Origin of the sequence: Neorhizobium sp. T6_25, assembly GCF_002968555.1 — a bacterium.
Lineage (GTDB): Bacteria > Pseudomonadota > Alphaproteobacteria > Rhizobiales > Rhizobiaceae > Neorhizobium.
This window is the reverse complement of record NZ_PVBL01000013.1, coordinates 24,385-40,424: the sequence shown is the minus strand read 5'-3', so window position 1 is coordinate 40,424 and position 16,040 is coordinate 24,385. Positions and strand designations below refer to the sequence as shown.

Here is a 16,040-nt window from a genome sequence, read left to right as displayed (position 1 = left end):
TGTGCTCCACATGTCACCCTAAAGGGCCGCAAGCGCGTTTCCGATCACGGCAAGCGCCGTGGCCGTCCGCTCGTCCGGCTCCGCTCCCCGAAAAAACCGCACGACATTTCTGAGATTGCCAGCTGCATCGCCAGTTGAACCATCGGCTGCCATCAGCGCCTGCCCTTCGGCCTCCAGCACCACCAGCTCGATCCTTTCCGAACTGAGCTCGACAGCCTTCACGCTGTTGCGCAGCGTTTCCGTTTCTTTGGTGGGGGCCGGATGCGGCCCGCTCTTCAATCGCCGGCGCACGGCGCGCAGCGGTTTGATCACCTCATTGCGCCAACCGTCGACGAGGCCGTCGATGCGGGCAATCTCTGTCGGCGAAAGCGCCACGGAATTTTTAGCCAGCCAGGCGGAGAACAACAGCACCGGCACATCGACGCCGCTTTGGTCCTGAAGCAGCAGGCAAGCTTCCCCGACACCGGGTGCACCATAAAGGCGCAATGCGAACTCCCAAAGTTCCTGCCCGGTATCCGCAGCCATGCAGCCCCTCCATCGCCTTCCGACGGCTTATCAGTTTGGCGGCAAAACAGGCAAGCTTCGATGGGGATTTTACCTGCCGCCGCAGTCGGCGTGAGGAACCTCACGCCGTTGAAGCGCCAGACGCCATTTCCGGGCATCTCCTCAGGCGGCGCGGCGGCGCCGCTGAGGCTGGGAGGAGCCGGAGCCGAGCTGGAACTGGCCGACCATCTGGCGCAGTTTCGAAGCCTCGTCGGCAAGGCCAGAGCTCGCCGCCGTCGTCTCCTCGACCATTGCGGCGTTCTGCTGGGTCACCTGGTCCATCTGGTTGACGGCCGAATTGATCTCCGAAAGGCCGGTCGACTGTTCGCGGGCCGAGCGGGCGATATCGTCCACATGGCTGTTGATCGTGACGATATAGCCCTCGATCGACTTCAGGGATTCGCCGGCGTCGCGGACATGTTTCACCCCGTGGCCGACTTCGACGGTCGAGTTCTGGATCAGCGCCTTGATTTCCTTCGCCGCATTCGCCGAACGTTGGGCGAGTTCGCGCACCTCCTGCGCAACGACCGCAAAACCCTTTCCTGCCTCGCCCGCCCGCGCCGCCTCCACGCCGGCATTCAGCGCCAGAAGGTTGGTCTGGAAAGCGATCTCGTCGATGACCCCAATGATGTTGGAGATCTGGTTGGAGCTTTCCTCGATACGGCGCATTGCCTCGACGGCGTTGGCGACAACTTCGCCGGAACGGGCGGCGGACGAATTGGCCTCCGCTGCGATCTTCCGGGTCTCATCGACCTTCTTGGATGCGGAGCTGACATTTGCAGTGATCTGATCGAGTGCGGCGGCTGTCTCTTCGAGCGAAGCTGCCTGCTGCTCCGAACGGCGCGACAGATCGGTTGCGGACTGGCTGATTTCCTGGGTTCCGCCGTCGATCGCCTCGGCGCTGCCAGCGATCTGCGTCAACGTGCTGGCGAGCTGGGCGATCGAGGTGTTGAAGTCGTGGCGCAGAGCTTCGAAGTCCACCGAGAAGGCCTCGTCAAGCTGGAAGTTGAGGTCGCCTGCGGCGAGCCGGCGCAGGCCGCCGCCAAGGCCGGATGTCGCGACACGGAGCCGTTGGGACGCGTCGGCTTCGGCTTGTTCCTGTGCAGCGATGCGTTCCCCTTCCGACCGGTTGCGGGTTTCGACCGCCTCGTCTTCCAGCCGCTTGTTGCCGATCGCCGCCTGGCGGAAAATCTCCACTGCCGCCGCCATTCCGCCGATCTCGTCCTGGCGGTCCATGCCGAAGATGGTCAGCGTCAGTTCGCCACCCGCGAGGCGTCGCATGCAATCCTGCAGGCGTTGCAGCGGGCCGACGACACCTGACAGCACGACCCGGATCGAGAAGCCGACCACGATCAGCGAAATCACGCCGATCACGGTCATCCAAACCGAGAGGGCGGCCTTGTCGTCCAACCCATCCTCGAAACTCTTGTGGGCGACATCGAGCTGCAGCTTGGTCAACGCGTTCAGGGGTTCGGCGAGCGGTTCGATCGCCGGGTAGAGCCGCTTGGTCACATAGATATCGAGGGCCGCCTGGTCACGCTTGCCCATGATCGCCAGAAGCTCGTCGACCGCCTTGGTGGTTTCCGTACGAGCACCGAAATAACGCTGGACGAGACTTTTCTCCTGGTCGGTCAAGTGGGTCGCCTGATAGGCCGCCCAGTCGCGGTCGGCGGTGACGAGCGCCGCGCGGACCGTCTGCTCGCCCAGTTCCCAGCTGAACGCACCGCTGCGCGTCTTGTGGGCGGTGTCGACGATGGTGACCGCATAGGCATCGGAGACCGTCTTTATATGCGCGACCGGCTCGAGCCGATCCTCGACGATCGAGCGGGTACGTGCCGACAGCGTATCCATGCCGATGAAGGCGACAGTCGTGGTTGCGGCAAGCGCAAGCGCGAGGCCGACGACGCTGGCGACAAGCTTCAATCTAATAGTCATCGAAGAGATCCGTTGCTGCATGGGAGGTATGGCCAAATCCTGTTGGCCCGCTATGGTTAAAGATTGCGGAAAATGCTGAGGATATGTTTAACGGCACTACCAGAGATGGCGCAGGTGTGTCTTTTCACTCGGGGCCGAGGCCGCGCTTGACGAGAGACAGGCGGCGACGGTTCGGGAGCTGGCATGACGGCGATGGATTGTGAACCTTGCGCATGTCGCGCTTTGGACTACTGAACTCGACAGGCTCGTCGCGTTCTTCGAGGACATGTTCGGCGCCACCGCCAGCCCGCTCTATGAGAGCCGTCGGCGTGCAGGCTTCTCCTCGAAATTTCTCACCCTTTCCGAAGGCGCGACGATCGGGCGATCGACGAGATGGCCGTCAGGGCGGCAGCCATGGGCATCCTTCTTTCCCCGGCGCGCATGACCGGCGACGGGTTTTACGAGGCGGTGATCTCGGATCCCGATGGCAATCCGGTCGAGATCACCGAGTAGTGGAGCGCAAGCCTGACCGGTTCAGCCTTGAAAAGTCCAGGGATTGAGGCAGGGCACGCCGAGCGGCTCGAAATCCGAGATGTTGCCGGTGACGACGGTCAGCCCGTGATGCAGCGCTGTCGCGGCGATCATTGCATCCGGTGACGGCCGCTTGTTGGGAGTGGGAAGGGCGCCGGTGCGAAGAGCAATCGCCGTGTCGAAGGGAAGAATGCGATCGCTGAAATTCACCAGCACATCCTCGGTCAGCCAGCGCTCCAGTTCGGTCGAGAAAACAGCGTTTCGGCTTTGCTCCAGTCGGACGCCGAAACGAATCTCCATGATGGTGATCACTGACAAAAACGCGTCGTCTATGCGGAACTTCCGCATGAAAGCCTGAAAGGCTGGCGCTCGCTTTTCGGGCCGCTTCGAGCACGAAATGACATTGGTATCCAACAGGAATGCCATTCAGAACTCAACCTCGCGCCCCCCGAAACTCAGGCGCGGAGGGTCGAAATCCTGATCGACCGTACCTTGGGTATCACGCAAAGCGTCGTAGAGGCTCTTCTGCTTCTTCCAGTTGGCCTCGAATTCCTCGTAGCTGACAAGCACATGCGTCGGTTTGCCGTGATCGGTGATGACCAACGGATTCTCGCTCGCCGCCTGCCGGGCCTTGCTCGGGTTCTGGTTGAAGGAGGCACTGGTCATGTATGAAAGGGTCATCTAGACCTCCGGAGCATGTCTAGTATCTTTCTTCAAAAATATACTAGAATTGCCCGTCATTCAATGCAGATGCCGTCAGCCCTCGCCCAGCGATCTCACATTGCCGGCAAGTTCCGCTGCGAGCCGCAGTGCCGCGCCGGCCGCGATCACCATGGACGGCAGGATCAGCCATTCGAGCGTCCAGGCCGCACCTGAGCGCTCCTGCTCATGCACCATCGATTGCTGCATGCCGGAAAGCTGTACCGCGTTGAAACGTGCGAGCGATACCAGCACCTCGGCAGCCACCGGGTTCTGTTTGTGGGCCATCGCGGAGGAGCCGCCGCCGCCGGCGAGTTCCATTTCACCGCCCATCAGCGCGAGCAGCGCCACGTCCTGGCCAAGCTTGCCGAGCGAACCGGAAATCATTGTGATGATGTTTGCGAACTCCGCCAGCCGGTCGCGCTGACTCTGCCATTGCGGCGCGTCGGTCAGAAACAACTCCCGGGCCAGCGCCTTGCGCACCGCGGCGGCCTTGTCGCCGAATTTTTCGAGGCTGCCGGCGGCCCCGCCGAACTGCACGGCAAAACCGGTCTCGGAAAACGAGTCCAGCCGCTGGCGATGCCGCGTCAACGGTTCCTTCCAGGCACGGATACGGTCCGAAACGGTGATCGGGATCGCCGCCTGCATGCGCGTATGGCCCATCAGCCCCCGGCTGCCGAATGCCTGGTCGATGTCATCGAAAGCCTTCTCAAGGGCGGCGATCCGTTCGATGAACAGAGAGCAGGCCTGTTTCAGGCGGATCATGAGCGCCGTGTCGATGACATCCTGGCTGGTCGCGCCGAAATGCACGTGCTTGGCAGCCTCAACCCTGCCCGCCTGCTGGTTGACGGCATCGCGGAGCTGCTTGACGAGTTCGGCGACGACGACGCCGTCGCGCGCGGTCCCGTTTCGCAAGTCAGCCATGTCAGGCTCAAATGTCTGCAAGGCTGCGGCAATGCGCTCCGCAGCCTCGGCGGGGATGACGCCGCAGGAGGCCTCGGCCTTGGCAAGGCCCGTTTCGAAGGCCAGCATGGCGTCGATCTCGGCTTCCACCGAAAACAGCTGTCCGGTCTCGTCATCACCGACGAGACCGGACAAAAATGGATGCTCGAAAGCCGAGACGCTCATATCTACTCCCGGGCGAACCCTGATTCTTCGATCTCAGATGTCGAAGAATATGGTTTCCTTTTCGCCCTGAAGATAGATGTTGAAGGTGACGGTATTACCGTCACGCTTGCCGATCAGGGTTGGAACGCGAACCCGGTGCTCGATGCGCGACAGGATCGGATCCGCCGCATTGGCCTCTTCCTCATCGGAGAAGTACATGCGGGTGTTGAGGCCGAGGTTGATGCCGCGGGCGACGACCCAGAAGGTAACGTGCGGGGCCATCGGGCGACCGTCGCGGAAGGGTACGCTGCCCGGCTTGATCGTTTCGAAGGCGAACTCGCCCGTCGCCATGTCGCCCGGCTGACGGGCCCAGCCGAAGAAGTTCGGATCGGCCTTGCCGCGAGTTTCCGACGGGCTGTTGTAATAGCCGTCCGCATCTGCCTGCCAAATCTCGATCATCGCATCCTTGAGCGGCGTGTTTGCGCCGTCATAGATGAAACCCCGGATGGTGATGCGTTCGCCGCGCGTCTGGTCGTTGACCATCGGGCCGGAGCCGAGATCGGTGTCGTAGACGCCGGTAAGGCCGGAGAAGTTCGGCGTGCAGCCGATATGGACATACGGACCCGCTGTCTGCGAAGCGGATTCCTTGAAATAGGTGAGCGGCTGGACCATCTCAGTTGCCCTCTTTACGGTTCTCGAAGAATGTCGAGCGACGGCCGCGCAGGACGATATCGAATTTGTAGGCCCGCATGTCGTGCGGAACGGTGTTCTGCATGTCGAGCGCAGCAATCAAGCCCTTGATCGCGTTCTCGTCCGGAATTGTCTTCACGATGGGACAAATCCAGATCATCGGATCGCCCTCGAAATACATCTGGGTGATCAGGCGCTGGGCAAAGCCATGGCCGAAGACCGAGAAGTGGACATGCGCCGGGCGCCAGTCGTTGACGCCGTTCGGCCATGGATAGGGACCGGGCTTGATGGTCTTGAAGGCGTAGCCGCCATCCTCGTCGGTGATCGTGCGGCCGAAGCCGCCGAAATTCGGGTCGAGCGGAGCGAGATAGGTTTCCTTCTTGTGGCGGTAACGGCCGCCGGCATTGGCCTGCCAGAATTCCACCAGAGCGCCCGGAACGCCGCGGCCACGCTCGTCGATGACGCGACCGTAGACGAGGATGCGTTCGCCAAGCGCCATCTCACCGGGCTTGGCGTAGTTGACGATCAGGTCGTTGTCGAACTCGCCGAGGATGTTGTGGCCGAAGACCGGGCCGGTGATCTCGCTCTTGGTGCCTTCCAGCGAAATCAGCGCGCGCTGCGGCGAGCGCAGCACCGAGGTCTTGTAGCCCGGTGTGAATGCCGGCGGATGCCATTCCCGGTCACGGGCGAAAAAGGGTGTCGTTTCTGGGGGTGTGTTCTTCATTTTTGCTCTCCCGCGGCCTTGTCCGCGTCCATTTCGGCATAAGTGGCTTTGGCGATCTTGAAGGCATGATTGGCGGCCGGAACGCCGGCATAGATTGCCACATGCATCAGGGCTTCGCAGATATCGTCCTTTGTCGCACCCGTATTGGCGGTTGCGCGGATATGCATGGCGACTTCGTCGTGATGGCCGAGTGCCGCGAGAAGCGCGATCGTCACCATCGAGCGCTCGCGCTTCGTCCAGTTCGGGCGCGACCAGACCGTGCCCCAGGCGCCTTCGGTGATCATTTCCTGGAACGGTCCGTCGAACGGCGTCTGGTTTGCCAGGGCGCGGTCCACGTGGGCATCGCCCAGCACCGCACGGCGGGTCTTCATGCCCTGAGCGTAACGTTCCGATGGCGCGGCAGGATCGGCCATGTCTAGTCCTCGAGTTGTTCGATGAAGCCGCGGATCAGCGCGGCATGGGCGGCGGGTGCCTCGACGCAGGGGATATGCGCCGCACCCTCGATGATTTCGTAACGCGCGCCGGGGATCAGGTCGGCAAACGACCTGACGAGTTCGGGCGGTGTCGAGCCATCCTCGCGGCCGACGATGCAGAGCACGGGCACCGCGATCCTTTTGGCGGCCTCGGTGAAATCCGCATCGCGGATCGCAGCGCAGGTGCCGCTGTAACCGGAGGTCGGCTGGCGCACCAGCATGTTGCAATAGGCCTGGTAGGCGGCATTGTCCGGCTTGCGGAACGGTGCGGTGAACCAGCGCTCCATGATCGCGTCGAGAATGCTGCCGATGCCATTCTGATCGACGGCGGCGATGCGGGCCGCCCAGGACTCAGTCGTGCCGATCTTGTGCGCGGTGTTGGAGAAGATCAATGCCTTGACGAGGTCCGGCCGGGTGGCATAGAGGCCTTGGGCGATCATTCCGCCGACCGAGAGGCCGCAGATGATGACCTGGCTGAGCTGCAGGTGGTCGAGCAGGCCGGCGAGATCGGCCGCATGGTCGGCGATCGAATAGGGCGGATTGCCAAGGCCGGAGAGCCCGTGGCCGCGCTTGTCATAGGTGAGGACCGTAAAATCCTCGGCAAGCTTGGGCAGTTCGTGATGCCAGATGCGGCTGTCGGTTCCAAGCGAATTGATGAACACGACGACCGGCTTTCCGTCGCCGGCGCGCTGGATGTCGTAATGGATCACAATGTCGTTGATGTGTACAAACTGCATCCGCGCCTCCTCCCGTTTTAATAGATCGCACTAGTTTCCGGTTAGGTAAAATGATATTTCAGCATGATCTCCTAACCACAGGGTTATTTGATCTTGATCAATTCCCGAGTCAAGTTTCGGCACTTGCATACATTCGTCGAGGTCGCGCGCCAGAAAAGCGTGGTCAAGGCGGCCGAAATCCTGCATGTCAGCCAGCCGGCCGTCACCAAGACCATCCGCGAACTCGAAGAGGCGCTGGGTGTCGCCATGTTCGAGCGCGACGGTCGCGGCATCCGCATCACCCGTTATGGCGAGGTGTTCCTGCGCCATGCGGGTGCGGCACTGACGGCACTGCGCCAAGGCGTCGATTCCGTCTCGCAGGAACTGTCCGATTCCGCGCCGCCGGTCCGGATCGGCGCACTTCCGACCGTTTCCACCCGCGTGATGCCGCGTGCCATGACGCTGTTCCTCGCCGAAAAGACCGGCAGCCGCGTCAAGATCGTGACGGGAGATAATGCCGTTTTGATGGAGCAGCTCCGGGTTGGCGAGCTCGACCTGGTGGTGGGCCGTCTGGCATTGCCCGAAAAGATGACCGGCCTGTCCTTCGAACATCTCTATTCGGAGCAGGTCGTCTTCGCCGTCCGCGCCGGCCATCCCCTGCTCGATGCCAAGCGATCGATATTCGAGGGTTTTGCCGACTATCCGGTGCTGATGCCGACGCGCGGCTCGATCATCCGGCCCTCGGTCGAACAGTTCCTGATCGCCAACGGCGTCGCCAGTCTGCCGACCCAGGTGGAAACCGTCTCGGATGCCTTCGGGCGTGCCTTCGTGCGGTCGAGCGACGCGATCTGGATCATCTCGACGGGTGTGGTCGCCGCAGATATCGAGGACGGAGTTCTGGCGACGCTGCCGATCGACACCACCGAGACCCGTGGCCCGGTCGGCCTCACCATCCGCGCCGACGTAAATCCCTCCACACCGCTGTCGATCCTGATGCAGACCATCCGCCAGGCCGCTGCGGAGATCATGCCGGCGCGGTGACGCCCGGCTCTATCTTCGTCACGTCGTCGCCGCAAAACAGGATGACGTAGTGGCCGCGCGCCTGCGCGGCTTTAGCCCAATTATCGAGATCGGAAAGAAAAGGCGCCTGTTTCCAGGCATCCGGATGATCCGGGTCGACCAGTACCGTCAGCTGCGGCCCCTGCTCATAGACGAGCATCTTCGATGTCAGCGGCTGCCACGCCTCTGGAACACCCGGATCCGTCATCCATAGACAGAGGAAATCGCGGCAGAGCTCAGGTCGATCGCTATAGATTGCGCAGCCCTGCCCTTCCGAACAGTGCCGGCACCAGGCGTCCGGCGGTTTGTCCAGCGCCGCGATTTCGGGAAGCCGGCAACAAAGCGTGCAGGTTCCACAGGATCGCGCCGTCTTTCCAACTGTCTCCAAGATCTCGCCGCCTCAACTGCAAAAAGCCCGGCCAAACGATCGGCCGGGCTAGCGATTATACGCTGCGGTTGTTTTGCGCAAATAGGACCTACGTTTTAAGTCGCTCGCAACTCCGGAAACCTGCGGCGCAATTCGTCCATCGAGGCTAGCACCGCGTCGTCGGCGCGCAGCGTCACCGAGATATTGTCAGCGACATTGAGCGTCTCCTCAAAATGCACCGGCGTTTCAGCACCGCCCTGGCGCACCAGCGTGGCCTCCTTGCGAAAGCCATGTTTCAGCAGCCAGTCGCGCGGGGCGCTGAGGCTCACCGCCACATGGAACGCGCCGTCGTCTTCCTTGCTGGCCTTCAGTTTGTAAGTCACGGGAGACCTGTCGCCGCCGATGTCGATCTGGCCTGGGTAACCCGCTTCTTTCAGATGTTCACCCATATTGTCGCTCCTTCATTTTGGTGAGCCCTTGGGACAACCGACACTCGCTCGCTTTGTTCCGTTTGAAAGGCCGGTCGGCGATCAAGCCCGGTTGACGGCTGTTGACTGCCGTGATCGAAAGAGCCCCGGTGGCGGAGATGCGGAGGAAAAGCGATGACGGACCGGGAACTGCTGGAGGCGCTGTTTCATGCGGCCGTGAAGGCTGCGGATCCGTTGACCGGCATCGTGAAGCACCTGCCCGCCCCGCCGGAAAACGGGCGAACCGTTGTCGTCGGAGCCGGCAAGGGTGCGGCCCAGATGGCCGCCGCGCTCGAAAGCGTGTGGACCGGCCCGCTGACCGGCGTGATCGTGACCCGCTACGGTTATGGCTGCGAAACGAAATGGATCAAGATTCTCGAGGCGTCGCATCCGGTCCCGGATGCAGCAGGCCTTGCAGGCGCAAAGCGGTTGGTCGAGACGATCCGTGGCCTCTCCGAACACGACCTCGTCATCGCGCTCGTCTGCGGCGGTGGCTCCGCCCTGCTGCCCGCGCCGCCGGAAGGCCTGACGCTGGAGGACGAGATTGCGTTGAACGAGATGCTGCTTGCCTCGGGCGCGCCGATCTCGGCCATGAATGTTGTTCGCAAACATCTGTCGACCATCAAGGGCGGCAGGCTTGCGGCAGCAACCAAGGCCCGCGTCGTCAGTCTGATCGTCTCGGATATTCCCGGCGACAACCCCGCCTTCGTCGCCTCCGGCCCAACGATTCCGGATGCCACTACGCGCCAGGATGCGCTCGCCATCGTCGAACAATATAAACTGAAGCTGCCTGCGGCGATGATCTCGCATCTGAACTCGCCAGCCGCCAACGCACCGAAACCGGACGATCCGTTCTTTGCCCGCCACGAGCATTTCGTCATCGCTTCTGCCGGCGTCTCGCTGGAGGCCGCCGCCGAGGTCGCCCGCGCCCATGGGGTGACGCCTTATATCCTCTCCGACTCAGTGGAAGGTGAAGCGCGCGACGTGGCGCTGGTGCATGCAGCCCTTGCGCGCGAGGTGTCGCTTCGCGGTCGGCCGTTCGCAAAGCCGGCGGTTCTGCTGTCCGGCGGGGAGACCACGGTGACGCTGCGGGCGAAAGGCGGCAAGGGCGGCCGCAACGGCGAATTCGCGCTGGCCTTGGCGCTGGCGATCGACGGCCACGATGTCACCGCACTGGCCGCCGATACGGATGGCATCGACGGATCGGAAACCAATGCCGGTGCTTTCGCGGACGGCACGACGGCGAGACGCCTGGGGGCCGCGGGTCTCGACGGGCGGAAACTGCTCGACGGCAATGACAGCTTTTCAGGATTTGCCGCAATTGGCGACATATTTGAGACAGGGCCCACCGGCACCAACGTCAATGATTTCCGGGCGATCCTATTGAGGTAACCGATTGAAGCCGCCTTGCAGCCCTCTCCCGCCAGATTGCGGCAATCACTGCAGCTGCGGTTTCCTCAAGAAATCATTCCGGTCCGCCGACTTCACTCGGAGCCAGGCCTCCCGTCCATCACGCAGGATCCGCATCGGGATTTCGGCGCCCGGAGGCCCGCTGTCCCAGATCTTGCGGTAGAAGTCCGCAAGCCCATCGACCTCGCCGTCACGGATTTCCGAAATCACGTCGCCGCGCTTCAGGCCCGCCTTTGCGGCCGGACCGTTTTCGGTGACGCTCATGACCACCACCTCGCCATTGCTTTCCGCCGACATGGCACCGAGCCAGGGGCGTGGCGGGCGGTTGAATTCGCCGCGATTGAGGAGATCGTCGAGGATAGGCTTCAGAAGGTTGACCGGCACGACCATGTTGATGTCGGCGATCTCGCCGCCGCGGCTCATCTGCAGGCGCAGCGATCCGACGCCAAGCAGCTTGCCTTCCGTATCGATCAGCGCCGCCCCGCCCCAGGAGGGGTGGGCGGGTGCAATGAAGATCGCCTCGTCCAGCAGATATTCCCAGTACCCCGCAAATTCCTGCTTGGCGACGATATTGCCGCGCACATACTCTCCTTCGCCATCGGCGAAGATGACTGGATCGCCGAGCGTCGCGGTTGCGGAATCGCCGATCTGAAGCGCCGGCAGATCCAACGGCGCCATGGCCTGCACGAGGCCGAAGCCGCTTTCCTGATCATAGGCCAGTGCATGAGCCGGAACGACGCGACCGTCCTGGCGTGTCAGCCAGACGTCGTCTGCTTCGGTGATCAGGTACCCGATCGTCAGCACCAATCCGTTTTCGCGGATCACCACGCCGCTACCTTCCCGGCGGGTGCCGAGAGTATTGGCCGTAAAGGCGTTGTCCGGAATGGAAGCACGCACGGCCACGACCGACCGTAAACTTTTCTCGAGATCCATGATGCAAATCCTGATGAGGCAATACGCGGTCCGGAACCCCGCAAGGGTCTGCAAAGGCCAACCATACCGTCCCTTTAAGGTATGAACGTGGACGGCGTGGAGCAAGAGGCCGGAGAGAACTCATGCTTGTAAAAGTGTCTACCTCATGGGATCCCCTCCCCGTTTCCGGGAAGGGGAAGCGTGGAATGCTCAGCCAGCCGGCGTCAGGGTGACCGACGTGCCGGTTGCGGCGACGTTAAGGCCGAGCTGGCCGGTAACGCTCACGGTCTGCAGGTGGATCGAGCCGGCGGTCCCGCCGACGAGGATATTGGCGCCGATACCGGCACCGACGGTAGCCTCAGCGGTCGCGCCCTGATAAAGACCGCCGAGCGAACCGTGGTGATAACCCGCGGTCGGCGCGAAGACGGCCCAGATCAGCCGCGAGCGGGTCGTGAAGCCGAGATCGACACCCATCTTGCGCACCACGCCGGTATAACGGTCGAGCGGCTCGCTGCCGATCGCCGTTGTAAAGACGCAATCGGCTTCCTTGGCGGAACCAAGCACGTAACCGACGCCGCCGCCGATCGAGCAATCGAGATAACCGATGCGAACGCCGCCGCGCTGGTCCTGTTCTTCATAAACCGGAACACGATCCCGGCGGGCAATCACATCGGCGGAAAACGCGGCTCCGGCGCTGGTTACGACCGGCAAAGCGGCGAGCGCCACGGCAACAATCTTCTTCATCCCTGTACTCCTTTAATTATTCAGCCGCCCTTGTTGAGACTCATCCGAGCGGGTTTGGCAGCGTTGGGAAACGCATGTGGCGGAAGAATGATCCCACGTGTGCTGCACACGAATTATCACCGAATTGTTCCAAGCGTGAGTTGGCTCCATTCCACCGCCCCTGCATCAGCGTTCCGGGGAATTGGCCGAGAAGAGAAACAGGGCAGCGGCGACCTTCCGGAACCGCGGCCATCCAGGCACGTTCCTGTCGATCTTTCGAGGAGATCGGGATGGACAAGGACAGAAAACTGGAATGGCTGGCGAGGTCCGGGTATGCGGCCAGGGGGATCGTATATCTCCTGATCGCCGGCATGGCGTCGCTCTCGACCCTCGGCGGCGGAGAGCCCGATTCCAATTCCGCGCTGCAGATCGTATTGGAACAGCCTTTCGGCCAAATCTGGCTCGGCGTGATCGGCATAGGCCTGATCGGCTTCATTCTGTGGCGAGTGGCGCAAGCGATCCTCAACACCGACCGACATAAGCACAACACGAAAGGGTATCTGGTCAGGGCGGGTCTTCTCGTCAGCGCCGCCACCTATACCGGTCTCGCCTTCTACGCGATGGGGCAGGCCCTGCATCTCGGCTTCGGCGCAGGATCGTCCGGAGCCCGCGAAAGCTGGACCGCCTGGCTGATGCAGCAACCGTTCGGTCGCTATCTTGTCGCAGGCGTCGGCCTTGCGATCATCGGTGCCGGCTGCGCCCAGGCGGCCAAGGGCATCAAACGCGGATATCTTCGCTTTTTCGAAAGCGGTTTCGAGCAGCGAACCGTCCTCAATGGCATCTGCGCCTACGGCCTTCTGGCGCGCGGCGTGATATTCCTCATTATCGGCGGGTTCTTCATCTATGCCGCCTTCGCTGTCGATCCGAACCAGGCCGGCGGCCTGGCGGATGCGCTCGCGTGGGTGCGCCAGCTCCCATTCGGGGCTATCCTCTATGGATTGGCGGCCATCGGACTTTTCGCCTTCGGCCTGTATGGATTGATCGAGGCCCGGTACAGGATCGTCCAGCCGCCTTCGATGGACCGGCCGCTCCGCGCGATGCGGTCGGTCGTGAACTGAAATTGAGCAAGGAGTTTGGATGGCATTCCATCAGCGCGTGACACGCAGAGTGGTCGAAAGGGTCATGACGTTCGAGCCGATCGGCTTGATGATGATCGCCTTTCTGGCAGGCGGGCTTTTCGTCTTCTTCCGCTTGACCGACGAGGTTCTGGAGGGCGAAACCCGTGCCTTCGACGAAAAGATCCTTCTCGCCCTGCGCAATGCCACCGATCTTGCGACGCCGCTCGGTCCCTATTGGCTCAATCACGCCATGGGAGACATCACGGCGCTCGGCGGGGTCACCGTGCTGACCCTGATGACCGTGATGGGCACGGCCTTCCTGCTGCTGTCGCGGCAAAAGGCGATCGCGCTCTTCATGTTCCTGTCGATCGCCGGCGGCTGGCTTTTGAGTTCGCTGCTGAAGCTCGGCGTTGCACGGCCGAGGCCGGATATCGTGCCGCATCTGGTCGAAGTCAGCGATCTCAGTTTTCCGAGCGGTCATGCAATGCTGTCGGCGGTCACCTACCTGACGCTCGGGGCACTGCTGTCGCGCGCTCAGCCCTATCGCTCGACGCGAATTTTCCTGATCAGTGCGGCGATCTTCCTGACATTCATCATCGGTTTCAGCCGGGTCTATCTCGGCGTCCACTACCCGACCGACGTCCTCGGTGGCTGGTGCGCCGGCGCGACCTGGGCACTGACGTGCTGGATGATCGCGAGACGCTATATTTCGGCGGTGCCGGAGTAATCCGGCGGGTTGGACACCTTTGGGAGGAGCTTCTGGCATGAGCACATCCATACTTTTCTGGTGTCGGACCGATGTTGAGGGATTTGAAAGGCTGGAGCTTTCGGTCGAACCGGACGTCGTCACCGCGACATCGACGGTCCTCTGCCTCGAAGCCGGCGGCTTTCGCCTCGATCATCGCTGGCGGCTGGATCCGGGCTGGCGTGCTCAATCGGTCACGGTCGAACGCTGGAATGCGCAAGGCTACGGCCTGCTGCACCTGGAACGCGTCGGCAAAGGCTGGCGGGTGAACGACATCGCCCGGCCGGATCTCGATGGCGCGGAGGAGCCGGACCTGTCGGTCACTCCATTCTGCAACACGTTTCCGATCCGCAGGACCGCTGATGAGAAGGGAGCCAGCCTGACTTTGGACACGGCATTCATCGATGGCCCGGCGCTCGCGGTGGCGCGGTCGAGCCAGCGCTACGACCGCCAGGGTCCGGATCGGGTGCGCTACGTCGATCTCGGCCTTTCGGCGGGTTTCGAAGCGGACCTTGTCGTCGACGGCGCCGGGCTGGTTTTATCCTACGAACACCTGTTCAAACGGGTGACGCCGGGGTGGTTTCCATGATCCGTCACGGATCGATATACCCGACCGCCCGGACCCGCACCTCGCGGGTGCCCGGATCCTGAGAAAACAGGATGGCGCCGGAGGATTTGGATTGGGCCGCTACGTAGTCGAAGGTGACGTCTGCGTCCTCGACGAGGTTGCCGCCATCCACAATCTCCCCCCGCACGGTCACGGCAGCAGCCGTCGCCGTCGCCTTGTTGGCGATATCGAAGGCGACACGGTAGCCGCCTTCGGTCTGGCGCCTCTCGGTGATGGCGATTGAGAATTCTGGTTGCATGTCGTCGTGCGTCCATGCCTGGTAGGCGACGCAGGCGATGGTGGCGACGACGACGAGCGCCGAAACCATGCCGGTCGCCCATTCGATCCAGTGCGGCTCCTTGACTTCGGTATGGCGTTTGTTGGCTGTGGTCGTCATCGAGGTTCACGCGTTACAGGATGAGGCGGGCGGCGGCAGCCCCGATTGCGCCGGGAAAGCTTAGGACGATCGCCGACATCAGCATCTGCGTCGGCGCCGTATCGTCGAGCCGGCCGAAAGTCCACAGCACGTAGAAGCTGATCAGCATGGCGACCAAATAGCCTGGCAAAGTGAAGCGGAAGAAGGCGTGCCACCATGGCGTTTCCTTCGAAATTTCATGGGTGCCCTTGAAGGCGACCGCATAAACGAACCCGTGCATGATGGCGATCGATAGGCCGATGGTGACAAGCGCGTGCCAGGGCGTCATCTTGTAGGCGATCAAGATGATTTCTTCCGTCGGCGCAACGTTGAGGTTGAGAAAGAGGGCGCCGACCGCCATCAGGAACAGTTCGCGGCTATAGCTGGTGGAAATTTCGTCGGGCACCGCGCCGCCGCCTTGCCCCTCATCCTCTTCCCCGTCGTCCTCGTGTTCATCATTCCCGGACTGTCCGCCGAGCTGGGAGCGGCCAAGCAGAGCGCCTATGCTGGCCGGGACGGACTGTATGGCGATCTTGCCGAGCATTTCGGCGAGCGGCATATGGGGCTTGATATCGCCGAGCATGATGAGGATGGCCGCGCTTATGACGATGCCGAGGCCATAGGCGATGGTCGCGTCGCGGCAGGCTTCCGCCAGGGTGGAGGTGCGCTCGAACCCGATCCGGTGGGCGAGCAATATGAGAAGCGGAATATTGACGATCAGCAGCAGCAACAGGCGCCAGCGTTCGATGTAAAAGCCGAGCTGCCAGAGCTCCATTGTCATCAGCATTGGGATACCGAACAGCATGGCGCCGGCCGCGCC

At 62.3% G+C, this 16,040-nt stretch carries 20 protein-coding genes; 5 read left to right on the top strand and 15 right to left on the bottom strand.

The features are described 5' to 3' along the window. Nucleotides 1-18: 18 nt before the first annotated feature. From C5L10_RS18135 to pcaD, 9 genes are all read right to left on the bottom strand, one after another. Nucleotides 19-525, bottom strand: coding sequence for a TIGR02444 family protein (locus C5L10_RS18135; RefSeq protein WP_105430810.1), 507 nt, complete (start codon nt 523-525; stop codon nt 19-21). 141 nt (nt 526-666) lie between these two features. Further along, complete coding sequence (locus C5L10_RS18130; RefSeq protein WP_105430809.1) at nt 667-2,478, bottom strand: methyl-accepting chemotaxis protein; 1,812 nt, start codon at nt 2,476-2,478, stop codon at nt 667-669. Between the two features lie 513 nt (nt 2,479-2,991). Next, a complete protein-coding gene (locus C5L10_RS18120) occupies nt 2,992-3,414 on the bottom strand; it encodes a type II toxin-antitoxin system VapC family toxin (RefSeq protein WP_105430808.1) in 423 nt (140 codons plus the stop codon). Then, nucleotides 3,415-3,669, bottom strand: coding sequence for a type II toxin-antitoxin system Phd/YefM family antitoxin (locus tag C5L10_RS18115; protein WP_105430807.1), 255 nt, complete (start codon nt 3,667-3,669; stop codon nt 3,415-3,417). Nucleotides 3,670-3,744: 75 nt separating this feature from the next. Next, nucleotides 3,745-4,815 carry a 3-carboxy-cis,cis-muconate cycloisomerase gene (locus C5L10_RS18110; protein WP_105430806.1) on the bottom strand — a complete coding sequence of 357 codons (1,071 nt, stop codon included), beginning with the start codon at nt 4,813-4,815 and terminating at the stop codon, nt 3,745-3,747. Between the two features lie 33 nt (nt 4,816-4,848). Beyond that, nucleotides 4,849-5,466, bottom strand: coding sequence for a protocatechuate 3,4-dioxygenase subunit alpha (pcaG, locus tag C5L10_RS18105; protein ID WP_105430805.1), 618 nt, complete (start codon nt 5,464-5,466; stop codon nt 4,849-4,851). A gap of 1 nt (nt 5,467) precedes the next feature. Continuing rightward, a complete protein-coding gene (gene pcaH / locus C5L10_RS18100; protein WP_105430804.1) occupies nt 5,468-6,208 on the bottom strand; it encodes a protocatechuate 3,4-dioxygenase subunit beta in 741 nt (246 codons plus the stop codon). Then, nucleotides 6,205-6,621, bottom strand: a complete 417-nt coding sequence (gene pcaC, locus C5L10_RS18095; protein ID WP_040123922.1) for a 4-carboxymuconolactone decarboxylase — start codon at nt 6,619-6,621, stop codon at nt 6,205-6,207. The genes pcaH and pcaC overlap by 4 nt, the downstream gene beginning before the upstream one ends. Nucleotides 6,622-6,623: 2 nt before the next feature. Further along, a complete protein-coding gene (gene pcaD, locus C5L10_RS18090; protein WP_105430803.1) occupies nt 6,624-7,418 on the bottom strand; it encodes a 3-oxoadipate enol-lactonase in 795 nt (264 codons plus the stop codon). A 93-nt stretch (nt 7,419-7,511) separates the two neighbouring features. On the opposite strand from pcaD, the gene pcaQ reads away from it, so the two are divergent. After that, nucleotides 7,512-8,438 carry a pca operon transcription factor PcaQ gene (gene pcaQ / locus C5L10_RS18085; RefSeq protein WP_105430914.1) on the top strand — a complete coding sequence of 309 codons (927 nt, stop codon included), beginning with the start codon at nt 7,512-7,514 and terminating at the stop codon, nt 8,436-8,438. Here pcaQ and C5L10_RS34350 read toward each other — a convergent pair. Both C5L10_RS34350 and C5L10_RS18075 read right to left on the bottom strand, forming a co-directional pair. Next, nucleotides 8,422-8,616, bottom strand: a complete 195-nt coding sequence (locus tag C5L10_RS34350; protein ID WP_245289928.1) for a hypothetical protein — start codon at nt 8,614-8,616, stop codon at nt 8,422-8,424. The genes pcaQ and C5L10_RS34350 overlap by 17 nt on opposite strands. Nucleotides 8,617-8,939: 323 nt before the next feature. Then, nucleotides 8,940-9,272 (bottom strand): hypothetical protein, encoded by a 333-nt coding sequence (locus C5L10_RS18075; RefSeq protein WP_105430802.1) that lies wholly within the window; start codon nt 9,270-9,272, stop codon nt 8,940-8,942. A gap of 153 nt (nt 9,273-9,425) precedes the next feature. On the opposite strand from C5L10_RS18075, the gene C5L10_RS18070 reads away from it, so the two are divergent. Then, nucleotides 9,426-10,682 (top strand): glycerate kinase, encoded by a 1,257-nt coding sequence (locus C5L10_RS18070; RefSeq protein WP_105430801.1) that lies wholly within the window; start codon nt 9,426-9,428, stop codon nt 10,680-10,682. Between the two features lie 45 nt (nt 10,683-10,727). Here C5L10_RS18070 and C5L10_RS18065 read toward each other — a convergent pair whose 3' ends face one another. Both C5L10_RS18065 and C5L10_RS18060 read right to left on the bottom strand, forming a co-directional pair. After that, nucleotides 10,728-11,633, bottom strand: a complete 906-nt coding sequence (locus C5L10_RS18065; protein WP_105430800.1) for a S1C family serine protease — start codon at nt 11,631-11,633, stop codon at nt 10,728-10,730. 189 nt (nt 11,634-11,822) lie between these two features. Continuing rightward, nucleotides 11,823-12,356: a DUF992 domain-containing protein gene (locus C5L10_RS18060; RefSeq protein ID WP_046627168.1), complete on the bottom strand. Its 534-nt coding sequence runs from the start codon at nt 12,354-12,356 to the stop codon at nt 11,823-11,825. A gap of 269 nt (nt 12,357-12,625) precedes the next feature. Between C5L10_RS18060 and C5L10_RS18055 the strand changes: the two genes are divergently transcribed. The 3 genes from C5L10_RS18055 to C5L10_RS18045 are packed head-to-tail and all read left to right on the top strand — an operon-like array spanning nt 12,626 to nt 14,787. Continuing rightward, the gene (locus C5L10_RS18055) at nt 12,626-13,453 is read left to right on the top strand and encodes a DUF1206 domain-containing protein (protein WP_105430799.1); all 828 of its coding nucleotides are present in this window, start codon (nt 12,626-12,628) and stop codon (nt 13,451-13,453) included. Nucleotides 13,454-13,472: 19 nt separating this feature from the next. Beyond that, complete coding sequence (locus C5L10_RS18050; protein ID WP_105430798.1) at nt 13,473-14,180, top strand: phosphatase PAP2 family protein; 708 nt, start codon at nt 13,473-13,475, stop codon at nt 14,178-14,180. 37 nt (nt 14,181-14,217) lie between these two features. Then, nucleotides 14,218-14,787 (top strand): putative glycolipid-binding domain-containing protein, encoded by a 570-nt coding sequence (locus C5L10_RS18045; RefSeq protein WP_105430797.1) that lies wholly within the window; start codon nt 14,218-14,220, stop codon nt 14,785-14,787. A 4-nt stretch (nt 14,788-14,791) separates the two neighbouring features. Here the strand turns inward: C5L10_RS18045 and C5L10_RS18040 are convergent, their stop codons facing one another. Beyond that, on the bottom strand, nt 14,792-15,202 hold the full coding sequence (locus C5L10_RS18040) for a TIGR02588 family protein (RefSeq protein WP_105430796.1): 411 nt from the start codon (nt 15,200-15,202) through the stop codon (nt 14,792-14,794). 13 nt (nt 15,203-15,215) lie between these two features. Continuing rightward, on the bottom strand, nt 15,216-16,025 hold the full coding sequence (locus C5L10_RS18035; RefSeq protein ID WP_371411952.1) for a TIGR02587 family membrane protein: 810 nt from the start codon (nt 16,023-16,025) through the stop codon (nt 15,216-15,218). Between the last annotated feature and the right edge of the window lie 15 nt (nt 16,026-16,040).